The following is an 18302-nucleotide window of genomic DNA, read 5'->3' on the forward strand; positions in this document are numbered from 1 at the left end:
TGGTATAATCCGCTCCGGCGCCACTCCGCGCTCGACTACGAGTCACCCGCTGGTTACGAGAAGAAGCACCGCGCTGCCGCTTGAGGGCGAAAGCGCGGAAACGCTCCACGAAACCGGGGCAACTTCACTGGAGCACCTGGGGTTGCCCACGCGAGTGCGCACCTGCCCCCTGGAAAACGGCGTGACGCAGGAGGAGCTCGTCGCGCTCATGGCCCACCTGGCCTTCTACGCCGGCTGGCCGAACGCGATGTCCGCCATCAGCCGAGCCAAGGAACTTTTCGGCGAGACGGCCACCTGACGGCGGACCGCGCGGTCCAGCTCGACGCGTGGCGACTTCCGGCACCTAAACCCAGCTCTCGCAGGTCCTCACATGACGATCGAGTTCTTGGGCTGCATCAGGAGGGGAACGGGCGCCTCTTGAAACATCTCTTTGAGGTCGATCTCGATGTTTCTCGCGATTGAGGAGATCGGCGTGTCATCCGAGCCTCCCTGGAAAGGATTCTCGGAGTGAGCCCCGATCTTCTCGATCGAGTGGAAGACCCAGCTGATGAGCATGCTCACTGGAATCGAGAGCCACACCGTCGCTCCCCCGTCTCGGCGAGCTCGTGGAGCCGTCCGAGGGTGCCAACGAGCTGAGAGAGGCGAATGCTGTCGAGCCATCCCCGGTCGAAGGCAGCCTTCAGGTCCTCGGACTGGAGGGAGATGATCTGCGCGGCTGGGTTCCTCGTGACCTTCAGACGCTCCCACTGGGCCTCCTGCGCATAGGGCCGCATCTCCGCGTCCAGGTCCCCGTCCCATTCGGGCACCTCATAGACCCCGAGGTACTCCCTGTTGACGGTCTGGTCCATGCGCTCCCAGCGCCTCCTCTGTCTCAGTTGGAAGCGCAGTGCTGTCAGCCATGCGAAGTGCCGGCGGACGAGCGTGCGCGTGAACTGCTGGGCCTCGGGGGGCCCGGCAGAGACCAGGTCTCGGACCTGGATTGCCCAGGTGCGACTCAGATTGACGATCGCACCCCAGATGATCCTGGCTTTCCAGAGACGGTCGTAGGTGGAGTTGTTGCGGAACGCGAGCAGGAACGCCGCAGCCGTTCCGACGGTGGCGATGGGCGCCCAGGGCAGCGTGAGCCACTTCCAGCCGAGCAGCTGGTAAAGCAACGTGGGGACGGTGGCATTGAGAGCGAGCACGTAGAGCTCTTGCCTCGTCCATCTGAGAAAATCGCGAAGGCTGTAGTGATCTCCAATGTGCATGTCGACGTAGGGCCCTGCTGGCTCACAGCCCGAAGGTGACGGAAACGTCGCCCGAGCCCAGTGCCGCGGCCAGGCCGATGGGGTCGTCCACCTCGGCAATTCGCGTGTACCGATAAGACGTGGAGAACGACTCGTAGAAGAGAACCAGGGTGTTGGATCCGTACAACATCACGTCGCCGGCCTGGATCTTCCCGGGGTTCGCGTCCTTCGCAGGTAGGCTGTCCGGGAAACGGTGATATTTCTCGTTCGAGTTCAGGTCCTTCATGTTCAACGTGAGCGGCAGCATCTTTTTGAAGGTCCGCGCCGTCTCGTTGTCGTGAAGGGTGGCGGTGAAGACCGCTGTTCCGACCGTGATCTTCATCTGAGCCGACGCCTCGCCTGGAGGGGCGTGACTGCCCCCGCCGTCCGTGGAAGGAGCCGTCGGCGAGGCGGGTCCGCCATGCCTCGGGTCCGAGTTGTTCGCGCAAGCACAGCCCGCGAGAAGAAGAGAGAGCGAAAGGCCCAGGGCCAGCGGCCGTGTCCTGTGAAGCGTCATGAGTAGCGCACCCGATACCGCGTGATGCGCAGCGCAGGCGTGCTGGGATGCGGCTGTGCGAGCGCAACGCCGACCACCGGCAACCCGACGAGTGCAACACCGATGAATCGTTTCATGTCCGTCCTCCTGATTTGAAAGCACTGCATGTCGCTCTGCCCGCTCATCGCGCCGCCCCCGCGGAGCTGGAGCTTCTTGCCTGCGTGGGGACGCCCGGCGCGCTGGCGCTCCGCCACCAGGGCCCGGTGCGAGCGACCTCGCCGAGGACCAGGGGCGCTCCCAGCATCGGCGTCACGATGCTCACGCCGCGCTGATCTCCGAGGCGCACGAGGTGCTCGATGGGCTCGTCCCACGGGTGCGCCGCCAAGTTGAAAGTGGACCAGTGGATGGGCAGCAGCAGCCCGCCCCCCAGCATCCGGTGCGCCTCTAGCGCGTTGTCCGGACCCAGGTGGATGTCTCCCCAGGCGGGGTGGAAGGCGCCAATCTCGAGAGCCACCAGGTCGAAGGGACCGAAGCGGCGTCCAATTTCCTCGAACTGAGGCGTCGGCCCGCTGTCGCCGCTGAAGAAGACTCGGTGTCGCGCGCTCCGGACGACCCAGGACGCCCACAGCGTGGTGTTGCGCGTCCCTGTCGTCCTGCCGGAGTAGTGCCGCGACGGGGTCGCCACCAGGGACACGTCCGGCGTGACGCGGGCCTCGCTCCACCAGTCGAACTCGACCAGCTGCGCCCGCGGCACGCCCCACGCCTTCAGGTGGTCAGCGACACCCAGTGGGACGAAGAAGCGCACGCCCGTCTTCGCCAGCGCCTGGACCGTGTCCATGTCCAGGTGGTCGTAGTGGTCGTGCGAGATGACGACGGCGTCCAGCTTCGGCAACGCACTGAGCGGCACGACAGGCGGGTGGAAGCGCACGGGGCCGACGAGCGAGGACGGCGAGGCGCGCTCGGACCAGATGGGGTCGGTGAGCACGCGCGCGCCGTCCACCTCGATGAGGAGCGTGGAGTGGCCAAGCCACGTCACGCGGCCGCCTTCGCCCACGGACATCCAGTCCTCCCGTGCGGCGATGGGTGGCGGCGCCGGAGGCCGTCGGCGCTCGCCGCCGAAGAAGACCTGCATGAGCGTCGGGCGCTCCCCCGTGTACGGAGGCGAAGGTGCTTCGAGGTTGGCAAAGCGCCCGTCCTGGAAACGCGACTGCCTGGCCAAGCGGGTGAGCCTTGCCGGCTCCGGCGTGTCGCCAAGGGTCTGGAGGCCTTGGGTAGACAGAAGGACCGCGCCTGTCACGAGTATCAGGACGGCGAGGAAGCCGAGCCCCAAGCGCAGCGCCAGTCGACGAAAGCGAGTCCGTGTCGGCTGGGTACGCATGCGCATGTGCACCTAGCCCTGGGCGTCCTTCAGGCTCGCCACGTCGATGACGAAGCGGTAGCGGACGTCCTTGTTCACGATGCGATCGTATGCCCGGTTGACGTCCTGGGCGCGCACGACCTCCACGTCCGCCTTGATGCCGCGCGCGGCGCAGTAGTCGAGCATCTCCTGCGTCTCGGCGATGCCGCCGATGAGCGAACCGGCCACGCTCTTGCGACCGATCACCATCGACAAGCCGTCGAGGCTGCCGAGCGCCCCGAGCGTGCCCAAGTTGACGAGCGTGCCGTCGAGCTTCAGCACGTCCATGAACGGGCGCATGTCGAAGGTCCTGGGCACCGTGGCGATGAGCAGGTCGCAGGTACCCGCGTGCTCCTTCATCGCGGCCGCGTCCGTGGAGAGGACGGCGTGCCGGGCGCCCAGACGCCGTGAGTCCGCGACCTTGCCCGGCGACGTGGTGAAGACGGTGACGTCCGCGCGGCGTGCCACGGCGAGCTTCACCGCGATGTGCCCCAGCCCTCCAAGGCCGACGACGCCCACGCGCTGGCCCGCCGAGACCTCCCAGTGCTGAAGGGGCGAAAAGGTGGTGACGCCGGCGCACAGCAGCGGTGCCGTCGCCGCGAGGTCCGCTCCCGGAGGGATCCGCAGCACGAAGCGCTCCGGGACGACCATCGTCTCGGAGTAGCCACCGAAGGTGTAGCCGCCCGCCGCGGGATCTGGCGCGCCATAGGTGAAAACGGTGCCCTTCAGGCAGTTCTGCTCGCGGTCCGCGAGGCAGTTCGTGCACTCCCCGCACGAGCCCACCATGCAACCCACGCCGCCCACGTCCCCTACCTTGAAGCGGGTGACCGCGCTGCCCACCGCCTGCACGCGGCCAACCACCTCGTGGCCCGGCACACAGGGAAAGCGCGCCCTGTCGCTGCGGGCGACGTGGATGTCCGAGTGGCAGATGCCGCAATAGAGGACATCCAAGAGGACGTCGTTGGGCCCCATGGCGCGACGCTGGATGGTGAGGGCCTTCAGGGGGCCTTTGGCCTCCGCGGCGCCAAGCGCCCGGGTCGTCCGCGGACCCTGAGTGGCTCGTCCCGCCTTGGGCACGGCTGGCTGCGCGGAGGCGGTCGTACCCGCAAGGGCGCTCGCAGATGCGAGCCCCAGGCCCGCCTTGAGAATGGTCCTGCGGGCGGGGGGGGCCGCGTGATGAACATGGCGCGGGTCATCGCACTGGGTACACATGGGTCGGGGGCCCTTTCGCCCTGAAGGAGCCCCCGTGGTCGCGCTCCCGGGAAGGGAGTCGATGTGGAGGGCGACAACAGGAGTACCCGTCGGGCGCCCCATGCACTAGCCCGAGGGAGCGAACGGGCCGTTAAGCGGGCGTTGATGATGATGAGTCCTTTGGACTGTCAGGCCAGGCAATACATCACTGCACCGTCTGGCCGCCATCGACGACGAGCGCATGCCCGATCATGAAGGCCGCCGCGTCGGAGCACATCCAGAGGACCGTCGCGGCGATCTCTTCGGGCCGACCCATTCGCCCGACGGGCTCCTCCGAGACCACCTTGGCTCGGCCCTCGGGGGTGCCGCCCGTGAAGCGGTCCATCATCGGCGTGTCGATGTACCCAGGGCAGACGGCATTGATGCGAACATTCTGCGCCGCATAGTCGAGGGCCGCCGCCCGGGTGAGGCCGATCACGCCGTGCTTTGCGGCGGTGTATGCGGGGCTGCCCTTGATTCCGATCACCCCGGCCCCCGAGGACGTGTTCACGATGGCGCCGCCCTGTTTGAGGATCAGCGGGATCTCGTACTTCATGCACAGGAAGACGCCACGAAGGTCGATGTTGAGGATCCGGTCCCACTCCTCCACCTCGTACTCCGCCGTAGGAGCTGGCTTTCTCGGTTCGATACCCGCGTTGTTGAAGGCGAAGTCCAGCCGTCCGAAGGTCTCAACGGTCTTGTCCAGGGCCGCCTTCACGTCCTCGGCCCGTGTTACGTCGCACCGGACCGCGAGCGCCTTTCCGCCTTGTTCCTCGATCATGCGTGCCGTTTCCCGGTTGCCCTGTTCGGACACGTCGGCGAGCACGACGCTGGCCCCCTCTCGGGTAAAGGCGAGCGCCGTGGCGCGCCCGATGCCGTTGGCGGCCCCCGTTACGAACGCGACCTTCCCTGCGAATCTGCCGTTCTCGTTTGTGGTTCCCATCGAGTCCTCTGTCAGGCGTTCATGTCGACGACGAAGCGGTATCGAGCCCTCTTGGCCACCACCTTCGACCAGGCTTCATCGATGCCCGTCAGGGCGATCTTCGTGACCTCTGGCTTGATCTTCTGGAGAGCGCAGAAATTCACCAGCTCCTGCGTTTCCCGGATGCCGCCCGTAACCGACCCCGCGAGCGAGTTTCTCGCCAGCACCAGGTGCATCTGGCCGACCTCGTTGGGAGTCGTGAGCTTTCCAACGCCGACGCGACAGTAGGTCGCATCCCGCTTGAGGAGAGGGATGAGGCGATCCAGCTCGTGAGCATACGGGACGGTGTCGAGGATGAAGTCGAAGGTCTTCTTCTGCTTCGAGAAATCCGCTCCCTCCTTGTTGACGAGCACCTCTTTCGCTCCGAATCGTCGAGCGTCTTTGGCCTTGTCGGGCGAGGTCGTGATGACCGTCACTGAAGCGCCCAGCGCACTCGCAAGCTGAACCGCGAGGTGCCCAAGGCCGCCCAGCCCGACGATGGCGACGTTCTGTCCCGGGGCCACGCTCCAGTGTCGAAGGGGGGAGTAGACGGTAATACCGGCACACAGCAGTGGGCCTGCCTCGGCGAGATCGATGGAGTCCGGGATGCTCAGGACGAAATCCTCGTCTACAACGACGAGCCTCGAATAGCCGCCCTGCGTAATGGAGTCGTCCCGATCCTTCGACCCGTATGCCTGTGTGTTTCCATTTTCACAGTATTGCTCAAAGCCAGCCTGGCACTCCCGACACTGCCGGCAGGAATTCACCATCGTCCCGACTCCGACGCGCGAGCCCACCTTGAACTTGCTCACGCTCGACCCGACGCCCACGACTTCACCCGCAAGCTCGTGACCGGTGATCAGCGGATACGGATACTTTCCCCAGTCGCCTCGGACGGTGTGGATATCCGAATGGCAGACGCCGCAGTAGTGAATCCGGATCGCCACGTCCTTCGGGCGGAGGGCTCGACGCTGGAACTTGAGGAGCTTGTGGGGGCCATTCGGGGAGTAGGCGGCCATGCCCTCCGTCGGAAACGGACCGGTCCCCTGTTCCACTGGACCTCTTGCCTCTGCGCCGACGGCGGTCAGAGGACCTAGGACGGTTGCCGCTCCCGCGCTGGCCATGGCGAAAGCGGTGCCGCGCACGAACTCGCGTCGGCTGTGCCCACGCTGATGCACTTCGGGTTCCTCACTGCTCACGGAGCTGGAGGTCTCTTGCGCGTGTTGCATCGGCTCAGCATGGAAATGGCTCCGCGACGAGGGAACCTGGCTGTTAGGACCATCGAGCGTCGGCAAGCCAACAGCATAAGCAGCCCCGGTGCGCCTTCCTGGAGGGCTTCTCCTGCATGCCAACACGCTCCCTGAAGCAGGGGCGGAGCCGGGGCTGGAGGAGGAGAGCCCCGCCTTTGCCGCGACGGTGGAGGAGCCGAGGAAGGAGCGCATACCCCGTTTGGATTGGGCCGGGCTGCTGAAAAGGACGTTCGCCCTGGATGTGTTCGCGTGCGTGAGGCCCTCTGTGTCAGGGAAGTTGTCGCCTCGGCTGAGCGGCCGGGATGACCACGCCTTGGAGGCGAGAGCAGGCAGGACGCAGTGCCGTACACGGATGGATTCAAATCAGAGATGGTGAAGCGGATGGTAGGCCCGGGCGCGGTGAGCGCCGCAGCGTTGGCCCGCCAGGTGGGAGTGTCGCAGCCGACATTGTCGCAGTGGTTGCGGGAGGCGAATAAGTTGGCGGCGATGACGCCCCCGCCCGAGGAGAAGAAGCCCGCGGTGTCCGCTGGGCCGAAGAAGTGGACGCCCGAGGAGAAGCTGCGCGTGCTGGTCGCAGCCCAGGGGCTCACCGGCGAGGCGATGGGGGCGCTGCTGCGAGGAGAGGGGCTGCACGAGGAGAAGCTGAAGGAGTGGCAGCAGGCCGCAGCTGGAGCCCTCTCGGGTGCCTCCGCCGAGCCACTGCCGGCCAAGGAGCGCAGGCGACTGGCGGTGGCCGAGAAGCGGGTGAAGGAGTTGGAGCGCGAACTGCACCGCAAGGAGAAGGCGCTGGCGGAGACGGCGGCGCTGCTGGTGCTCGAATAAGTTCAGGCGACGGGTTGGGACGAGCGGCACCTGGACGACGAGGACGCCGCAGCGGACGAGAGGCGCGAGAAATGACGCTCGCGCACGTCGAAGAAGCCCTCCAGCAGGGCGTGCGGCTGGAGGCCGTCTGGCGAGCGGCTGGGGGGTGGCCCCTCGCACCATTCAGCGCTGGAGGAAGCCGGCCACCGCGTAGGACGGGCGGTGCGGTCCGCGCACCCGGCCCGCCAACCGCCTCTCCGAAGTGGAGAAGCGCCGCATGCTGGCAGTGGCCAACAGCGAGGAATTCCGCGACGTCTCGCCCAAGCAACTGGTGCCCAGGCTGGCGGACCGGGGCGAGTACGTGGCCAGTGAGGCGAGTTTCTACCGGGTCCTGCGCGCAGCGGGACAGCTGTGGCCCACCGAGGCCCCGCGAAGCCGCCCACACCGCGCCCGAAGGCCGAACACACCGCCCCCCGGCCCTGCCAGGTGTGGATCTGGGACATCACCTACCTGAAGGGCCCGGTGAAGGGCTGCTTCCTCTACCTCTACCTCGTGGTGGACGTCTTCAGCCGCCGCATCATGGGCTGGCGCGTCCACGAGGAGGAGTCGTCCGCGCATGCCGCAGCCCTCATCCGCGACAGCTGGCAGGCCGCCGGCTGCCCCGAGGGCCTGGTGCTGCACGCGGACAACGGCGGCCCCATGAAGGGCGCAACGATGCTGGCCACGCTGCAATGGTTGGGCGTGGCGCCCTCCTTCAGCCAGCCCCGCGTCTCGGACGACAACGCGTTTTCCGAGGCCCTCTTCCGCACGCTGAAGTACCGCCCTTCCTTCCCCCAGCGAGCCTTCGCCTCGACTCAGGACGCGCACGCATGGGTGGCGCGTTTCGTGGGCTGGTACAACACCGAGCACCGGCACTCCGCCATCCGCTTCGTCACGCCGGAAGCCAGGCACTTCGGCAGCGAAACGGCACTGCTCGCCCAGCGCCACCAGGTGTACCAGCGCGCTCGTGCCCGTCGCCCCGAGCGATGGAGCCGCGACACGCGCGACTGGACGCCCGCGGGCCCCGTGCGCCTCAACCCCTCACCGGAAGTGCAGGAGCTGAAACGCATCGGCTGAACCCTTTCACGCGACAACTACCTTGACGCTCACCGATGGCCTCTATCCCGCCGATACGCCAGGTTGTTGCGCGCAGTGCGCAGTGGCGAAAGGGGATCGCGGCGATCATGTCTGGTTGCTGCGCGTCCTCGCGCAGCCGGGCGGGATGATCGATTCGATGGTGTCGAGTTTCTGCGCGCCGATACCCACCGGGGAAGGGGCATTGCGTCGATGGCTCGGGCTGCTGCGCGCTGCGCGCGCTTTTCGTAGAGTCCCACGCCATGGGCCTCCTCACCTTCGGTCTCAACGTGACTTTGGACGGGTGCATCGATCACACCCAGGGGATCGTGGACGACGAACTGCACGACTATTGGACGCAGCTCATGGAGCAGAGCGGGGCGATGCTCTTCGGGCGCAACACCTACGAGCTGATGGAGGGAGCCTGGCCCGCGGTGGCACGCGACGAAAAGGCGCCGCGCGCGATGCGCGAGTGGGCACAGAGGCTCGAGGCGAAGGCGAAGTACGTCGTGTCGGGCTCGCGGAGCGACTTTCCGTGGCAGAACACGATCAAGGTGGAGGGTGACCTTGGCGAGGCGATCTCGGCGCTGAAAGCGAAGACCGAGCGGGGTGTCCTCGTCGGAGCGCCCAAGCTCGCGGCTGCGCTCGAGGAGTTGGGGCTCATCGACGAGTACCGCATCGTCGTTCATCCCATCATCAGTGGCCGCGGGCCGACGTTGTTTCATGGCCTGTCGAGTGCGCGGCATCTCGAACTCCTATCGACGCAGCGGCTCAAGTCCGGCGTGCAGGCGCTCCACTTCCGTCGCAAAGCGGAATGAGCGTGGAAGGACCCGAGCGCTTCACCGGCGGCTGCCTGTGCGGCAGCGTCCGCATCGTCGCGTCGGGACGGCCGTACCGCGTCGCATGGCCTCTATCCCGCCTATACGCTTCCACTTGCCGATCCACGTCTTGCTCATGTCGTTTCCGTCTCCGGTTTGGTCCTTGAAATGCAGGTGCAGCCCCGTTCTCAGAGGGTGGCGCCTTGGAAGCGGCGGCAATTGAACCCGCCGCCGGAGGCCTCAAGATGAAGTCACCCCGCGAGTTCCGTACTGCTAACTCTCAACCTTGAGCTGTCCGATTTGACGGGGGCAACTCCACGCATCAGGCAGCGCGTCCCGAAGGAGGTGCGGTCCATGTGTACTCGTGCCCTAGACTCCTCACGAAGTTCCGCGCTTGAACGCATGATTCGAATCCGTGAGGTGGGGATGATGCAGCGTTTCGTACTTCTGCTCTGGCTGGCCACCGCTGGCTGCGCTTCGAGCCAGCGGCCGGCTGACGCCGATCGCTGGCTCCTGACGGCCGCGCGGCTCTATGTGGCGCCGGATGAGCCTCCGATGGACAACGCCTGGGTGCTCGTGAGCGGCGGAAAGATCGAAGCCATCGGCTCCGGGTCGGTCGCTCCGCCGGCCGGGGTCCGGCGGGCGGACGCCTGCAGCGGCGGGGTGATTACGGCTGGGTTCCAGAACAGCCACGTTCACTTCACGGACCCTGCGTTCGCCGGGGCCGCCGGCCGCCCGTCCGACGCGCTCCAGCAACCCCTGAGCCGGATGACCACGCGCTTCGGCTTCACGACGGTCGTTGATACCGGGTCCGACCCCGCGAACACCGAGGCCCTTCGCCAGCGCATCGCGCGCGGCGAACTGCAGGGGCCGGCGATCCTCACCGTCGGAGCCTCGCTGTATCCGGAAAACGGCATTCCCATCTACCTGCGCGACCTGCCGCCCGAGTTGCTGCGACAGCTACCGCAACCCGCGACGGCGGATGAGGCCCGCGCCATCGTGCGCGGGAACTTCGAGCACGGCGCGCAGGGGACCAAGCTGTTCATCGCCACGCCCCAGGGACATGGTGAGATCCGCCGCATGTCCGCGGACATCGCGCGCGCCGCGGTGGACGAAACCCGCCGGCAGGGTGGCCTGTCCATGATGCACCCCACCGATCCCGAGGGGGTGAGCGCCGCCGTGCAGGCCGGCGTGGACATCCTCGTGCACACGACGATCGATCCGCCGAAGTCTACGTGGAGCGCCGAACTCATCCGTCAGATGGTCGCGAGCCACGTTTCCGTGGTCCCGACGCTGCAACTCTGGGGGTACGAGCTCGCCAAGGCAGACGTGCCCCCTCACATCCGCGAGGCCATCGTGGCGGATGCCGAACGGCAGCTCGCGGCGTTCTCGAGCGCCGGTGGTCAGGTGTTGTTCGGCACCGATGTCGGGTACATGGCGGACCTGGATCCGACGCAGGAATACGTCCTCATGGCCCACGCGGGGCTGACGCCGATGCAGATCCTCGCGTCGCTGACCACCGCCCCTGCGGCACGCTGGCACGCTGGCGAGCGCCGTGGCCGCGTCAACCCAGGGCTCGACGCCGACCTCGTGGTCCTCGGCGGCGATCCCACCACGGACGTTCGGAGGTTCACCGACGTCAAGTGCACGATCCGAGCGGGCAGAGAGCTTTTTGTCCGCTCGGCGGAGAGCGACGATTCGTCGGGTCGCTGAAAACCCTCACCCCCGCTGCGTCCTTCCCGCAGGGTGGACCTGAAGGAAGAAGCCTGGCCACCCGGATGGGATTGCCAGGCTTCTCACGTGACGCCCTTCAGCGCGTGGCGCGTTGCAGGTGGATCATCGCCTCATCCAGCAATGCCGCCACGCCCCGCTTCACCACGTGCACCACCTTGTGGTGATGCGCGGGCGGCCCGTGCGTGTAATGGCCAGACACCTTGTGGTGCAATTCCGTGGCGCCCCAGACCAGCACCAGGTCCGCCCACTCCAAATCACTCCGCGCCCGGTCCGACGTGCGCCGCTCCGTGCCGTCCACCATGCGCAGGTCGATGTGGCCGCCCAGCTTCGACTCCAATTCCTCGCGCACCGCGGGCGAGCCGCCCACCACCACCACGCGGTTCACGTTGCGGGCGTGGCACACCTCCAGGAACGCCACCTCCGCGCGCCGGTTGGCGGAACCGCCGCACCGCGCGCAGTGACTGCGGGGCTCTACACGGAGAGGCTCCCGGCCGCTCGCCGTCGCCACCTGGAGGCAGGCGGGATCCGCGCACACCTGGAAGAAGCGCTCGGTCAGCACCTCGGCCGCTCGCATCAGCTTGGGTTCACTCATGCGCGCCTTGCCCGGCCGCGTGAGCCCCACCTCCTCCAGCACGCCCCGCGCCCGCACGCGCGCGTCCATCAGCGTGACGCCCCGCTCCGCCAACCAGCCGTCGATGTCCCGGTCCGCGCTCATCGCTTCGCCACCTGATCAGGAGTAGCGGCGAACAGCTCCGACTGCATCGGGACGGGCCCGGAGGGCTGCTCCAGGCCGAGCGCCTCGCGCACCGGTCCAAAGCTCCGTCGGTGGATGGGCAGCACCCCCTTCGCCTGGATCGCCGCCACGTGCTGCGCGGTGGGGTAGCCCTTGTGCGCCGCCAGCCCGTAGCCCGGGTAGCGCGCATCCAGCTCGGCCATGTGCCGGTCGCGCGTCGTCTTCGCCAGCACCGACGCCGCCGCGATGCTCAACGACAGCGAGTCACCCTTGATGATGCCCCGCTGAGGCGCCGCGCATTGAGGAATCGTGCGCGCGTCCACCAGCACATAGTCCGGCGTCATCCCCAGCCCCTCCACCGCGCGCCGCATGGCCAGCAGGCCCGCGTGGTAGATGTTGAGCCGGTCGATCTCCTCCACCTCCGCCTGGCCCACCGCCCACGCCACCACGTCGCGCTTGAGGGCCTCCGCCAGCGCCTCGCGCTTGTCCGGGTCCAGTATCTTCTTCGAGTCGTCCAGCCCCCGGAGCCGGTAGCCCCTGGGCAGGATGGCCGCGGCGGCGACGACGGGGCCCGCGAGCGGCGCCATGCCCGCCTCGTCCACTCCGGCCACCTTCAGCAGGCCCTGCTCCCACAGCTCCGTCTCGAACTTCAGCAGGTGACGCAGCCGCTGGCCTTCCGCGCGGTTCTTCTCCTGGCGCGAACGCAGCTTGCGCGCGAGCCCCTGCGCGCCCTGTCGGGGATCTGCTTCCAGCGCCTCCAGCAGTCCCTGCGGGACGGACTGGGCCTGGGTGATGAACCGCCCCGTCAGCTCGGTGACCGAGCACTGGAGCAGCACTTCCACACTGTCTGCGGGCATGGGGGACCTTCAGGGGATGCCACGGATATGCCTACCCGGCGGGTAGCGCGGTTGCACGGCTTACTGGAGCGAAGGGACACCAGTGCCGCGACAACACATCCATGACCCCGCCTTCAGGCACACCGAGCGGGCGGCCTGGATGAAGGGGAGCCTGTCCGACGCGAGCGCGCGCATGCGGGTTTGACGCATGGCGTAAGCCGTACCGCACGCGGGCAGGTCAACACAACCGCCCCACGGCCCAGGACGGTGGATTTCCACCCGGCCCGGACCTCTCTGGCGGGTCTTCGACGTCAGTCCCGCATTTCCAGGGTCAGCTCAGCGGGAACAGGCGTGCAGTGACACGCGTCGCACGTCCACTCCACGCGCTCGGCGGGCGTCACGTGCGAGCCCGCAGTGGCCACCACCCGGATGGGGCTGGGCGCCAGGTGCTCGTTGATGGCGGTGGTGAGGCCGCGGTCATCCGTCACGCCGGTGATGCTGACATTGCTCTCCAGGTTGGTGGCCGTCACGGTCGCGCCCTGGATGAACGCACCGTCCGACGACACCACGTGCACGCGCAGCGACAGTGGCTCCGCGCACGGGTCCTCCTGGCGATTGGCGCTCGGGGCTTCATCACAGCCCGTCACCCACACGCTCGCGAGGAGCCCCAACCATCCATACGTCCGAAACCGCTTCCCCATCCCCACGCCCCCGACCCGTCCCATGCAGGCAATCTGGTACCGGAGGACGGGTGCCGCAACGCGAAGACTACGCAGCGGACGTCACCCGCCCCTGGGCAAAACGGGCGGCATCCGTGTCCGGATATCGGTGCAGGATGTACCGGTAGATTTCCTCCGCGCGCACCGTGTTTCCCATCTTCTCCCCCTGCACGCGCGCCAGCAGCACCAGCGCGCGGGGCGCGGTGGGCTCCTCGGGCGCCGCGTCCGCCGCCGCTTCCAGCGCCGCGACCGACAGTGGGAAATCTCGTTCCACCGCCGCGGCCTGTCCAACGAACAGATGGTGCGTGGGCGAAAGCTTCAGGCGGGGCAGAACACGCAGGGCCGCGTACAGGCCGAGCGCCCGCGCCACGTCGCGTGTCTCCACCGCCTGCGTGAACGCCGCCACCTGAGAGGCCACCTCCTCGGGGGAGGAGGGTGCCTCGGGTTCGGGGACTTCGGGCGCGGCGCCCCGCAGAGGCAGGGGGACGCGCTCCGGCGCGGTGGTGCCCAGCACGGGCTCCAGGAAGTCGCTCGCGGGCAGGTAGCCCAGCGCATCGCCGTACACGTACAGCACGAGCCCCAGCACGTTCGCGGCGGCGAAGGGCACAAGCAACGTGAGCGCCTCCGCGATCCACCGGGACAGGAAGAAGATGTGGAACGCCAGCACCTGGTCCGCCTGCCAGTGCATCCCCGCGTGGGCGACGGCCAGCAGCGCGAACACGCCCATCACCTTGAGCGCGTCGCGCCCCAGGGCCCGGATGCACGCGAGCGCGCGGAGGGGATGGAGCGCGCCGACCATCGACTGTCCCATGGCCGCGACCAGCCACGCCCACGGCAGCCACAGGAAGCCCAGCAGCACGAGTCCCCAGGTGAGCGGGTCCGCCAACGCGTCCGGAGGCATCACGGCCTCCAGGGGGGCGCCCAGCAGCAGGTTCAGCAGGTGCTCCCGCGGCGACGGCGCCAGGGACACGGCGCGCGCGAACGCGGGCAGGAAAACGCCGACGGTGACGATCAGGCCGCGCAGGCCGGGGATCAGGTTGTCGCGGATGACATCGGTGAAGACGGGGGCCTCCGGATCCGGATTGCCCCGGGCCGCGCCTTTCACGAGCGCGAAGAAGGTGGCCCAGAAGATGCCCAGCGCCAGCGTCAGCGGCAGCACCTGGATCAACCGGATGCCGCCCCCGAGCGAGCGCAGGACGGCCAGCATCAGGCTGACGGCCAACAGCGTCTGCAGGCCCGGCCCGGTGAGGGGAAAGCGCAGGGCGCCCGTCAGGCGCTGCTGGAAGTCGAAGTCCGAGCGGTGGCGCAGGAGCACGTTCGCCGTGCCACCGCAGCGGCCGCAGGTGAAGTACTCCACCGGGCCCATGCGCCGGGTCTCCACGCAGGAGGGGCACAGGGGCGACTCGCATTGCTCGCAGCGCCAGCCTGCGACGGCGGCCGGATGGGAGCGGCACGTAAGGGAGGCAGGGGCGGCCTTCATGCCGCGAAAGCCTACTACGCCGGGCCGGGCGTCTCGTCCCAGGGCGCGCCGAGCCAGGCCTGGAACGCGGCCTTCTGCGCGTCGGTGGGGCGCTCCACGCGCTGGAGCCACACGGCATCCGCGGGCTTCTGGCCCAGCACCACCGGCACCTCCAGCAGCCGGTCGCGGCGGAACAGCGTCACCTTCACCGTGTCGCCCGGGCGCTTGTCCTCGCAGCGGGCGATGAGCCCCGCGCCGTCCACGCGCCAGCCGTCCAGCGCCACCACGTCGTCCTCCGGGTAGAGGCCGGCCTCCAGCGCGGGCGTGCCTTCCGGCACGGTGGACAGCGTCGCGGCGCCGCGCAGGGTGACGCCCAGCCAGCCCTTCGGCTTGGGCTCCTGCTTGAGGCGCGGCGGCGTGCCGCCCTTGTCGTTGGGGGCCTCGCGCACGCGGAAGGACACCTCCAGCCCCACATGCGCGAAGACGCTGTAGTCCAGGTCCTCCGTGGAGCGCACCGCCCGGTCGAAGAAGGGCGTCAGGTCCACGCCCGCCACCGCGCTCGCCGCCTTCTCCACGCCGTCCTCCGGCACGCCGGAGCCGTCGCCGTGGTGGCGCCACAGCCAGCGCAGCACATCATCCAGCGACTTCGCGTCCCGCGTGGCGCGGCGCACCTCCAGGTCCAGCAGCGCGCAGACGACCTCGCCCTTCAGGTAGTAGGAGACGGCGCTGTTGGGGGAGTGCTCGTCGGGGCGGTAGTGCTTCACCCAGCTGACGAGCGACGCCTCGGTGAGCGTCTGCACGCGGCGGCCCGGGGTGGAGTGCAGCAGGCTGAAGGTCTCTCCCAGCCGGGCCAGGTAGCGCGACGCGGACATCAGCCCGGCGCGGCGCACGAAGAGGTTGTCGTAGTAGGCGGTGCCGCCCTCGAAGGCCCACAAGAGCGTGGTGTAGTTCTCCTGCGAGTAGTCGAACGGCACCAGCGCGCGCGGCTTCACGCGCTTGATGTTCCACAGGTGGAAGTACTCGTGCGCCACCAGGGTGAGGAAGTCCTCCCAGCCCCGGTTCGACGACAGGCCCGTGCGCGGGAAGAGCAGCGCGGTGGAGGCCTGGTGCTCCAGCCCGCCCCGGCCCTTGTCGGTGAGGTAGACGAGGAACAGGTAGCGCTTCAGCGGAAGGCCGTCGTACATGCGCGCCTGCGCCTCGCAGATGCGCTGCATGTCGGAGCACATCCGCTCCGCGTCCGGCACGCTGTCGCCCCAGACCACCACCTCATGCGGCACGCCCGCGGCGGTGAAGGTGAGCGGCGTGTGCGGGCCGACCTCGAAGGGGCTGTCCACCAGCGTGTCGTAGTCGGGCGCGTGGAACGTGCCGCCTTCGGAGTCCAGCGCGCAGAAGGTGCGCCAGCCCGGGGGCGCGTCCACGGTGACGCGGTGGGGCAGCTCGCGCGTGCCTTCCGTGTAGAGGAACACGGTGGCGCCGTTGAAGTAGCCGTGGCTGCCGTCCAGGTGGCTGGTGCGCACGCTGAGCTCGTTCGCGTAGACGCGGTAGCGCAGGGTGACGGCGTGCCCCCGCGCCTCCACGCGCCAGGTGCGCTTGTCCACCCGGCGCACCGGCAGCGGCTGGCCGCCTTCGTCCACGGCGCTGACGTCCTGCACCTGGCGCGCGTATTCGCGCACCAGGTAGCTGCCCGGCGTCCACACCGGCATCACCGCGTCGAGCGCGTCGGGCCCGGCGGGGAAGGTGGCCTCCACCTCGAACAGGTGCGCATGCGGACGGGGCATGGCGACGCGGTAGTGGACGGCTGACGACATGGCCGGAGTTGCCTTTCTCGCGGGGGGACCGCGGGCGGGATTACTTCGCGCGGACGAGCACGGCGCCGAAGAAGCCGTCGGTGCCGTGGGTGTGCGGGGCGAGGCGCATGAAGGGGCCGGGGCCCACCTTCTTGCCCAGCTCCGCGCCCAGGATTTCGGCCACGGGGCGCACGGTGAACTCGGGGTGCCGGGACAGGAAGTCCTCCACCACGTTCTCGTTCTCCTCGCGCAGCACGCTGCAGGTGCCGTAGATGATCCGGCCGCCGGGCTTCACCAGGGTGGAGAAGCGCTCCAGGAGGGCCTTCTGCCGGGCCACGTGCATCTCCAGGGACTCGGGCGTGAGGCGGTAGCGGGCGTCCGGCTTGCGGCGGAAGGTGCCGGTGCCGCTGCACGGCGCGTCCACCAGCACGCGGTCCGCCAGACCCTTGAGGGGCTCGAGCGCGGCCTCCGCCTCCGGGCCTTCGGGCGGGATGATCTGCGTGCGCACGTTGTGCACGCCGGCGCGGCGCGCGCGCTTGCGCAGGTCCTCCATGCGGCCTTCGTCCACGTCGAGTGCGTGCAGGTCGCCGCGGTTCTTCATCTGCGCGGCCAGCTGGAGCGTCTTGCCACCGGCGCCCGCGCACGCGTCCACGACGCGGGTGGGCGGCGCGTCCACGAGCATGCCGAGCAGCTGGCTGCCCTCGTCCTGGATTTCGAGCCAGCCGTCCTTGAAGTTCTGGAGCGAGAAGATGTTGAGGCGCGTCTCCAGCGTGATGCCCAGGGGGGACAGGGGCGTGGGCTTCGTGGACTCCACGTCCTCGGCGGCCAGGCGCTCCTGGAGGATGTCGCGGTCGCCCTTGAGGGCGTTGACGCGGGCGTTGAGCGGGGCGCGCTCGTTCATCGCCTCGGCGGCGCGGCTGGCGTCCTTGCCGAAGACGGCGCGGAACTTCTCCGCGAGGAAGTCCGGCAGCGACGCGGCGATGGGGAAGCGCTTCGCTTCGGGCAGGCCGTCGAGTTCGGCGGCGGCGTCCGGGAGACGGTCGAGCACGGTGAGGTCCGTGCCGGACAGGCCGCTGGTGCGCGAGACGTAGTTGGGGTCCTCGCCATGGAGGATGCGGGACGCGGCCAGCCGCATGACGTCCTGGCGGGTGCCGTCCAGGGTCTCGAAGTTGTGCTGGGAGTGCTCCAGCAGGAAGTCCACGGTGCGCTGGCGGCGCAGCAGCGCGTAGACGCGCTCGGCCACGGCGCGGCGCTCCGTGGAGTAGAGGAGCGTCTTCCTGCGCAGGACGAACTCCAGCGCGCGGTCGGACAGGCGGCCCTCGCGGCGCACGCCGCCGTAGGCCTCCAGACAGGCCTGGAGGACCAGGTCCTCGCGCAGGGGGCGGTTCGGGTTGGGACGGGCGCGCTCGTGCTGGGCGCGGCTCATCTTGGGTTTGTCGGGGCGTCCGCCGGCTTCCTTGCGCTTCGGGCCGCCGGTGCGGGGCGGGTGGAGCCCGCCGCCGCCGCGCTTCGCCTTCGGGGCGGCACTGCGGGAAGGTTCCGAGCCGTCGGGGCGGGATGAGCGGGGCCCGCCGGATTTCGGGGCTGAACCGCGGGAAGGTCCCGGGCCGCCGGGGCGGGACGAGCGGGGCCCGCCGGACTTCGAGGCGGCACCGCGGGAAGGTCCAGGCTTGCGAGTCGTGGCCATGTGGCATGGGCCTTCGC

Annotated in this window: 16 protein-coding genes and 1 pseudogene; 4 read left to right on the forward strand and 13 right to left on the reverse strand. The window is 68.7% G+C overall.

Translation table 11 applies throughout. The features are described 5' to 3' along the window. Positions 1 to 208 precede the first annotated feature (208 nt). Complete coding sequence (locus tag D7Y13_RS47150; RefSeq protein ID WP_233595805.1) at positions 209 to 298, forward strand: hypothetical protein; 90 nt, start codon at positions 209 to 211, stop codon at positions 296 to 298. Positions 299 to 366: 68 nt separating this feature from the next. Here D7Y13_RS47150 and D7Y13_RS22345 read toward each other — a convergent pair whose 3' ends face one another. From D7Y13_RS22345 to D7Y13_RS22375, 7 genes are all read right to left on the reverse strand, one after another. Then, positions 367 to 555: a bestrophin family protein gene (locus D7Y13_RS22345; protein WP_120531044.1), complete on the reverse strand. Its 189-nt coding sequence runs from the start codon at positions 553 to 555 to the stop codon at positions 367 to 369. Between the two features lie 2 nt (positions 556 to 557). Then, positions 558 to 1184 (reverse strand): bestrophin family protein, encoded by a 627-nt coding sequence (locus D7Y13_RS22350; RefSeq protein WP_158620441.1) that lies wholly within the window; start codon positions 1182 to 1184, stop codon positions 558 to 560. Between the two features lie 85 nt (positions 1185 to 1269). Further along, positions 1270 to 1608 carry a cyclophilin-like fold protein gene (locus tag D7Y13_RS22355; RefSeq protein WP_199732883.1) on the reverse strand — a complete coding sequence of 113 codons (339 nt, stop codon included), beginning with the start codon at positions 1606 to 1608 and terminating at the stop codon, positions 1270 to 1272. 334 nt (positions 1609 to 1942) lie between these two features. After that, a complete protein-coding gene (locus D7Y13_RS22360) occupies positions 1943 to 2893 on the reverse strand; it encodes an MBL fold metallo-hydrolase (RefSeq protein WP_120585022.1) in 951 nt (316 codons plus the stop codon). Between the two features lie 258 nt (positions 2894 to 3151). Then, positions 3152 to 4129 carry an NAD(P)-dependent alcohol dehydrogenase gene (locus D7Y13_RS22365; protein ID WP_199732884.1) on the reverse strand — a complete coding sequence of 326 codons (978 nt, stop codon included), beginning with the start codon at positions 4127 to 4129 and terminating at the stop codon, positions 3152 to 3154. Between the two features lie 424 nt (positions 4130 to 4553). Beyond that, positions 4554 to 5330, reverse strand: a complete 777-nt coding sequence (locus tag D7Y13_RS22370; RefSeq protein WP_120531049.1) for an SDR family oxidoreductase — start codon at positions 5328 to 5330, stop codon at positions 4554 to 4556. Between the two features lie 11 nt (positions 5331 to 5341). Further along, positions 5342 to 6367 (reverse strand): NAD(P)-dependent alcohol dehydrogenase, encoded by a 1026-nt coding sequence (locus tag D7Y13_RS22375; protein WP_233595803.1) that lies wholly within the window; start codon positions 6365 to 6367, stop codon positions 5342 to 5344. Positions 6368 to 6937: 570 nt separating this feature from the next. Between D7Y13_RS22375 and D7Y13_RS49545 the strand changes: the two are divergent. The 3 genes and pseudogenes from D7Y13_RS49545 (at position 6938) to D7Y13_RS22400 (ending at position 11043) form a co-directional block, all read left to right on the forward strand. Continuing rightward, positions 6938 to 8515: pseudogene (locus D7Y13_RS49545) on the forward strand (IS3 family transposase). 260 nt (positions 8516 to 8775) lie between these two features. Beyond that, positions 8776 to 9330 (forward strand): dihydrofolate reductase family protein, encoded by a 555-nt coding sequence (locus D7Y13_RS22395; protein WP_120531051.1) that lies wholly within the window; start codon positions 8776 to 8778, stop codon positions 9328 to 9330. Positions 9331 to 9756: 426 nt separating this feature from the next. Further along, complete coding sequence (locus D7Y13_RS22400) at positions 9757 to 11043, forward strand: amidohydrolase family protein (RefSeq protein ID WP_158620443.1); 1287 nt, start codon at positions 9757 to 9759, stop codon at positions 11041 to 11043. Positions 11044 to 11140: 97 nt separating this feature from the next. Here D7Y13_RS22400 and D7Y13_RS22405 read toward each other — a convergent pair whose 3' ends face one another. The 6 genes from D7Y13_RS22405 to D7Y13_RS22430 form a co-directional block, all read right to left on the reverse strand. Next, the gene (locus D7Y13_RS22405) at positions 11141 to 11779 is read right to left on the reverse strand and encodes a hypothetical protein (RefSeq protein ID WP_120531053.1); all 639 of its coding nucleotides are present in this window, start codon (positions 11777 to 11779) and stop codon (positions 11141 to 11143) included. After that, a complete protein-coding gene (gene rnhB, locus D7Y13_RS22410; protein ID WP_120585027.1) occupies positions 11776 to 12654 on the reverse strand; it encodes a ribonuclease HII in 879 nt (292 codons plus the stop codon). The genes D7Y13_RS22405 and rnhB overlap by 4 nt, the downstream gene beginning before the upstream one ends. A gap of 290 nt (positions 12655 to 12944) precedes the next feature. Then, positions 12945 to 13334: a carboxypeptidase-like regulatory domain-containing protein gene (locus D7Y13_RS22415; protein WP_233595804.1), complete on the reverse strand. Its 390-nt coding sequence runs from the start codon at positions 13332 to 13334 to the stop codon at positions 12945 to 12947. 67 nt (positions 13335 to 13401) lie between these two features. Continuing rightward, positions 13402 to 14718 carry a tetratricopeptide repeat protein gene (locus D7Y13_RS22420; protein WP_120585028.1) on the reverse strand — a complete coding sequence of 439 codons (1317 nt, stop codon included), beginning with the start codon at positions 14716 to 14718 and terminating at the stop codon, positions 13402 to 13404. Between the two features lie 128 nt (positions 14719 to 14846). Further along, positions 14847 to 16619, reverse strand: a complete 1773-nt coding sequence (locus tag D7Y13_RS22425; protein ID WP_120531056.1) for a M61 family metallopeptidase — start codon at positions 16617 to 16619, stop codon at positions 14847 to 14849. A gap of 40 nt (positions 16620 to 16659) precedes the next feature. After that, positions 16660 to 18024 (reverse strand): RsmB/NOP family class I SAM-dependent RNA methyltransferase, encoded by a 1365-nt coding sequence (locus D7Y13_RS22430; RefSeq protein WP_120531057.1) that lies wholly within the window; start codon positions 18022 to 18024, stop codon positions 16660 to 16662. Positions 18025 to 18302: the final 278 nt, after the last annotated feature.

It is taken from the genome of Corallococcus praedator, from assembly GCF_003612125.1.
Lineage (GTDB): Bacteria > Myxococcota > Myxococcia > Myxococcales > Myxococcaceae > Corallococcus > Corallococcus praedator.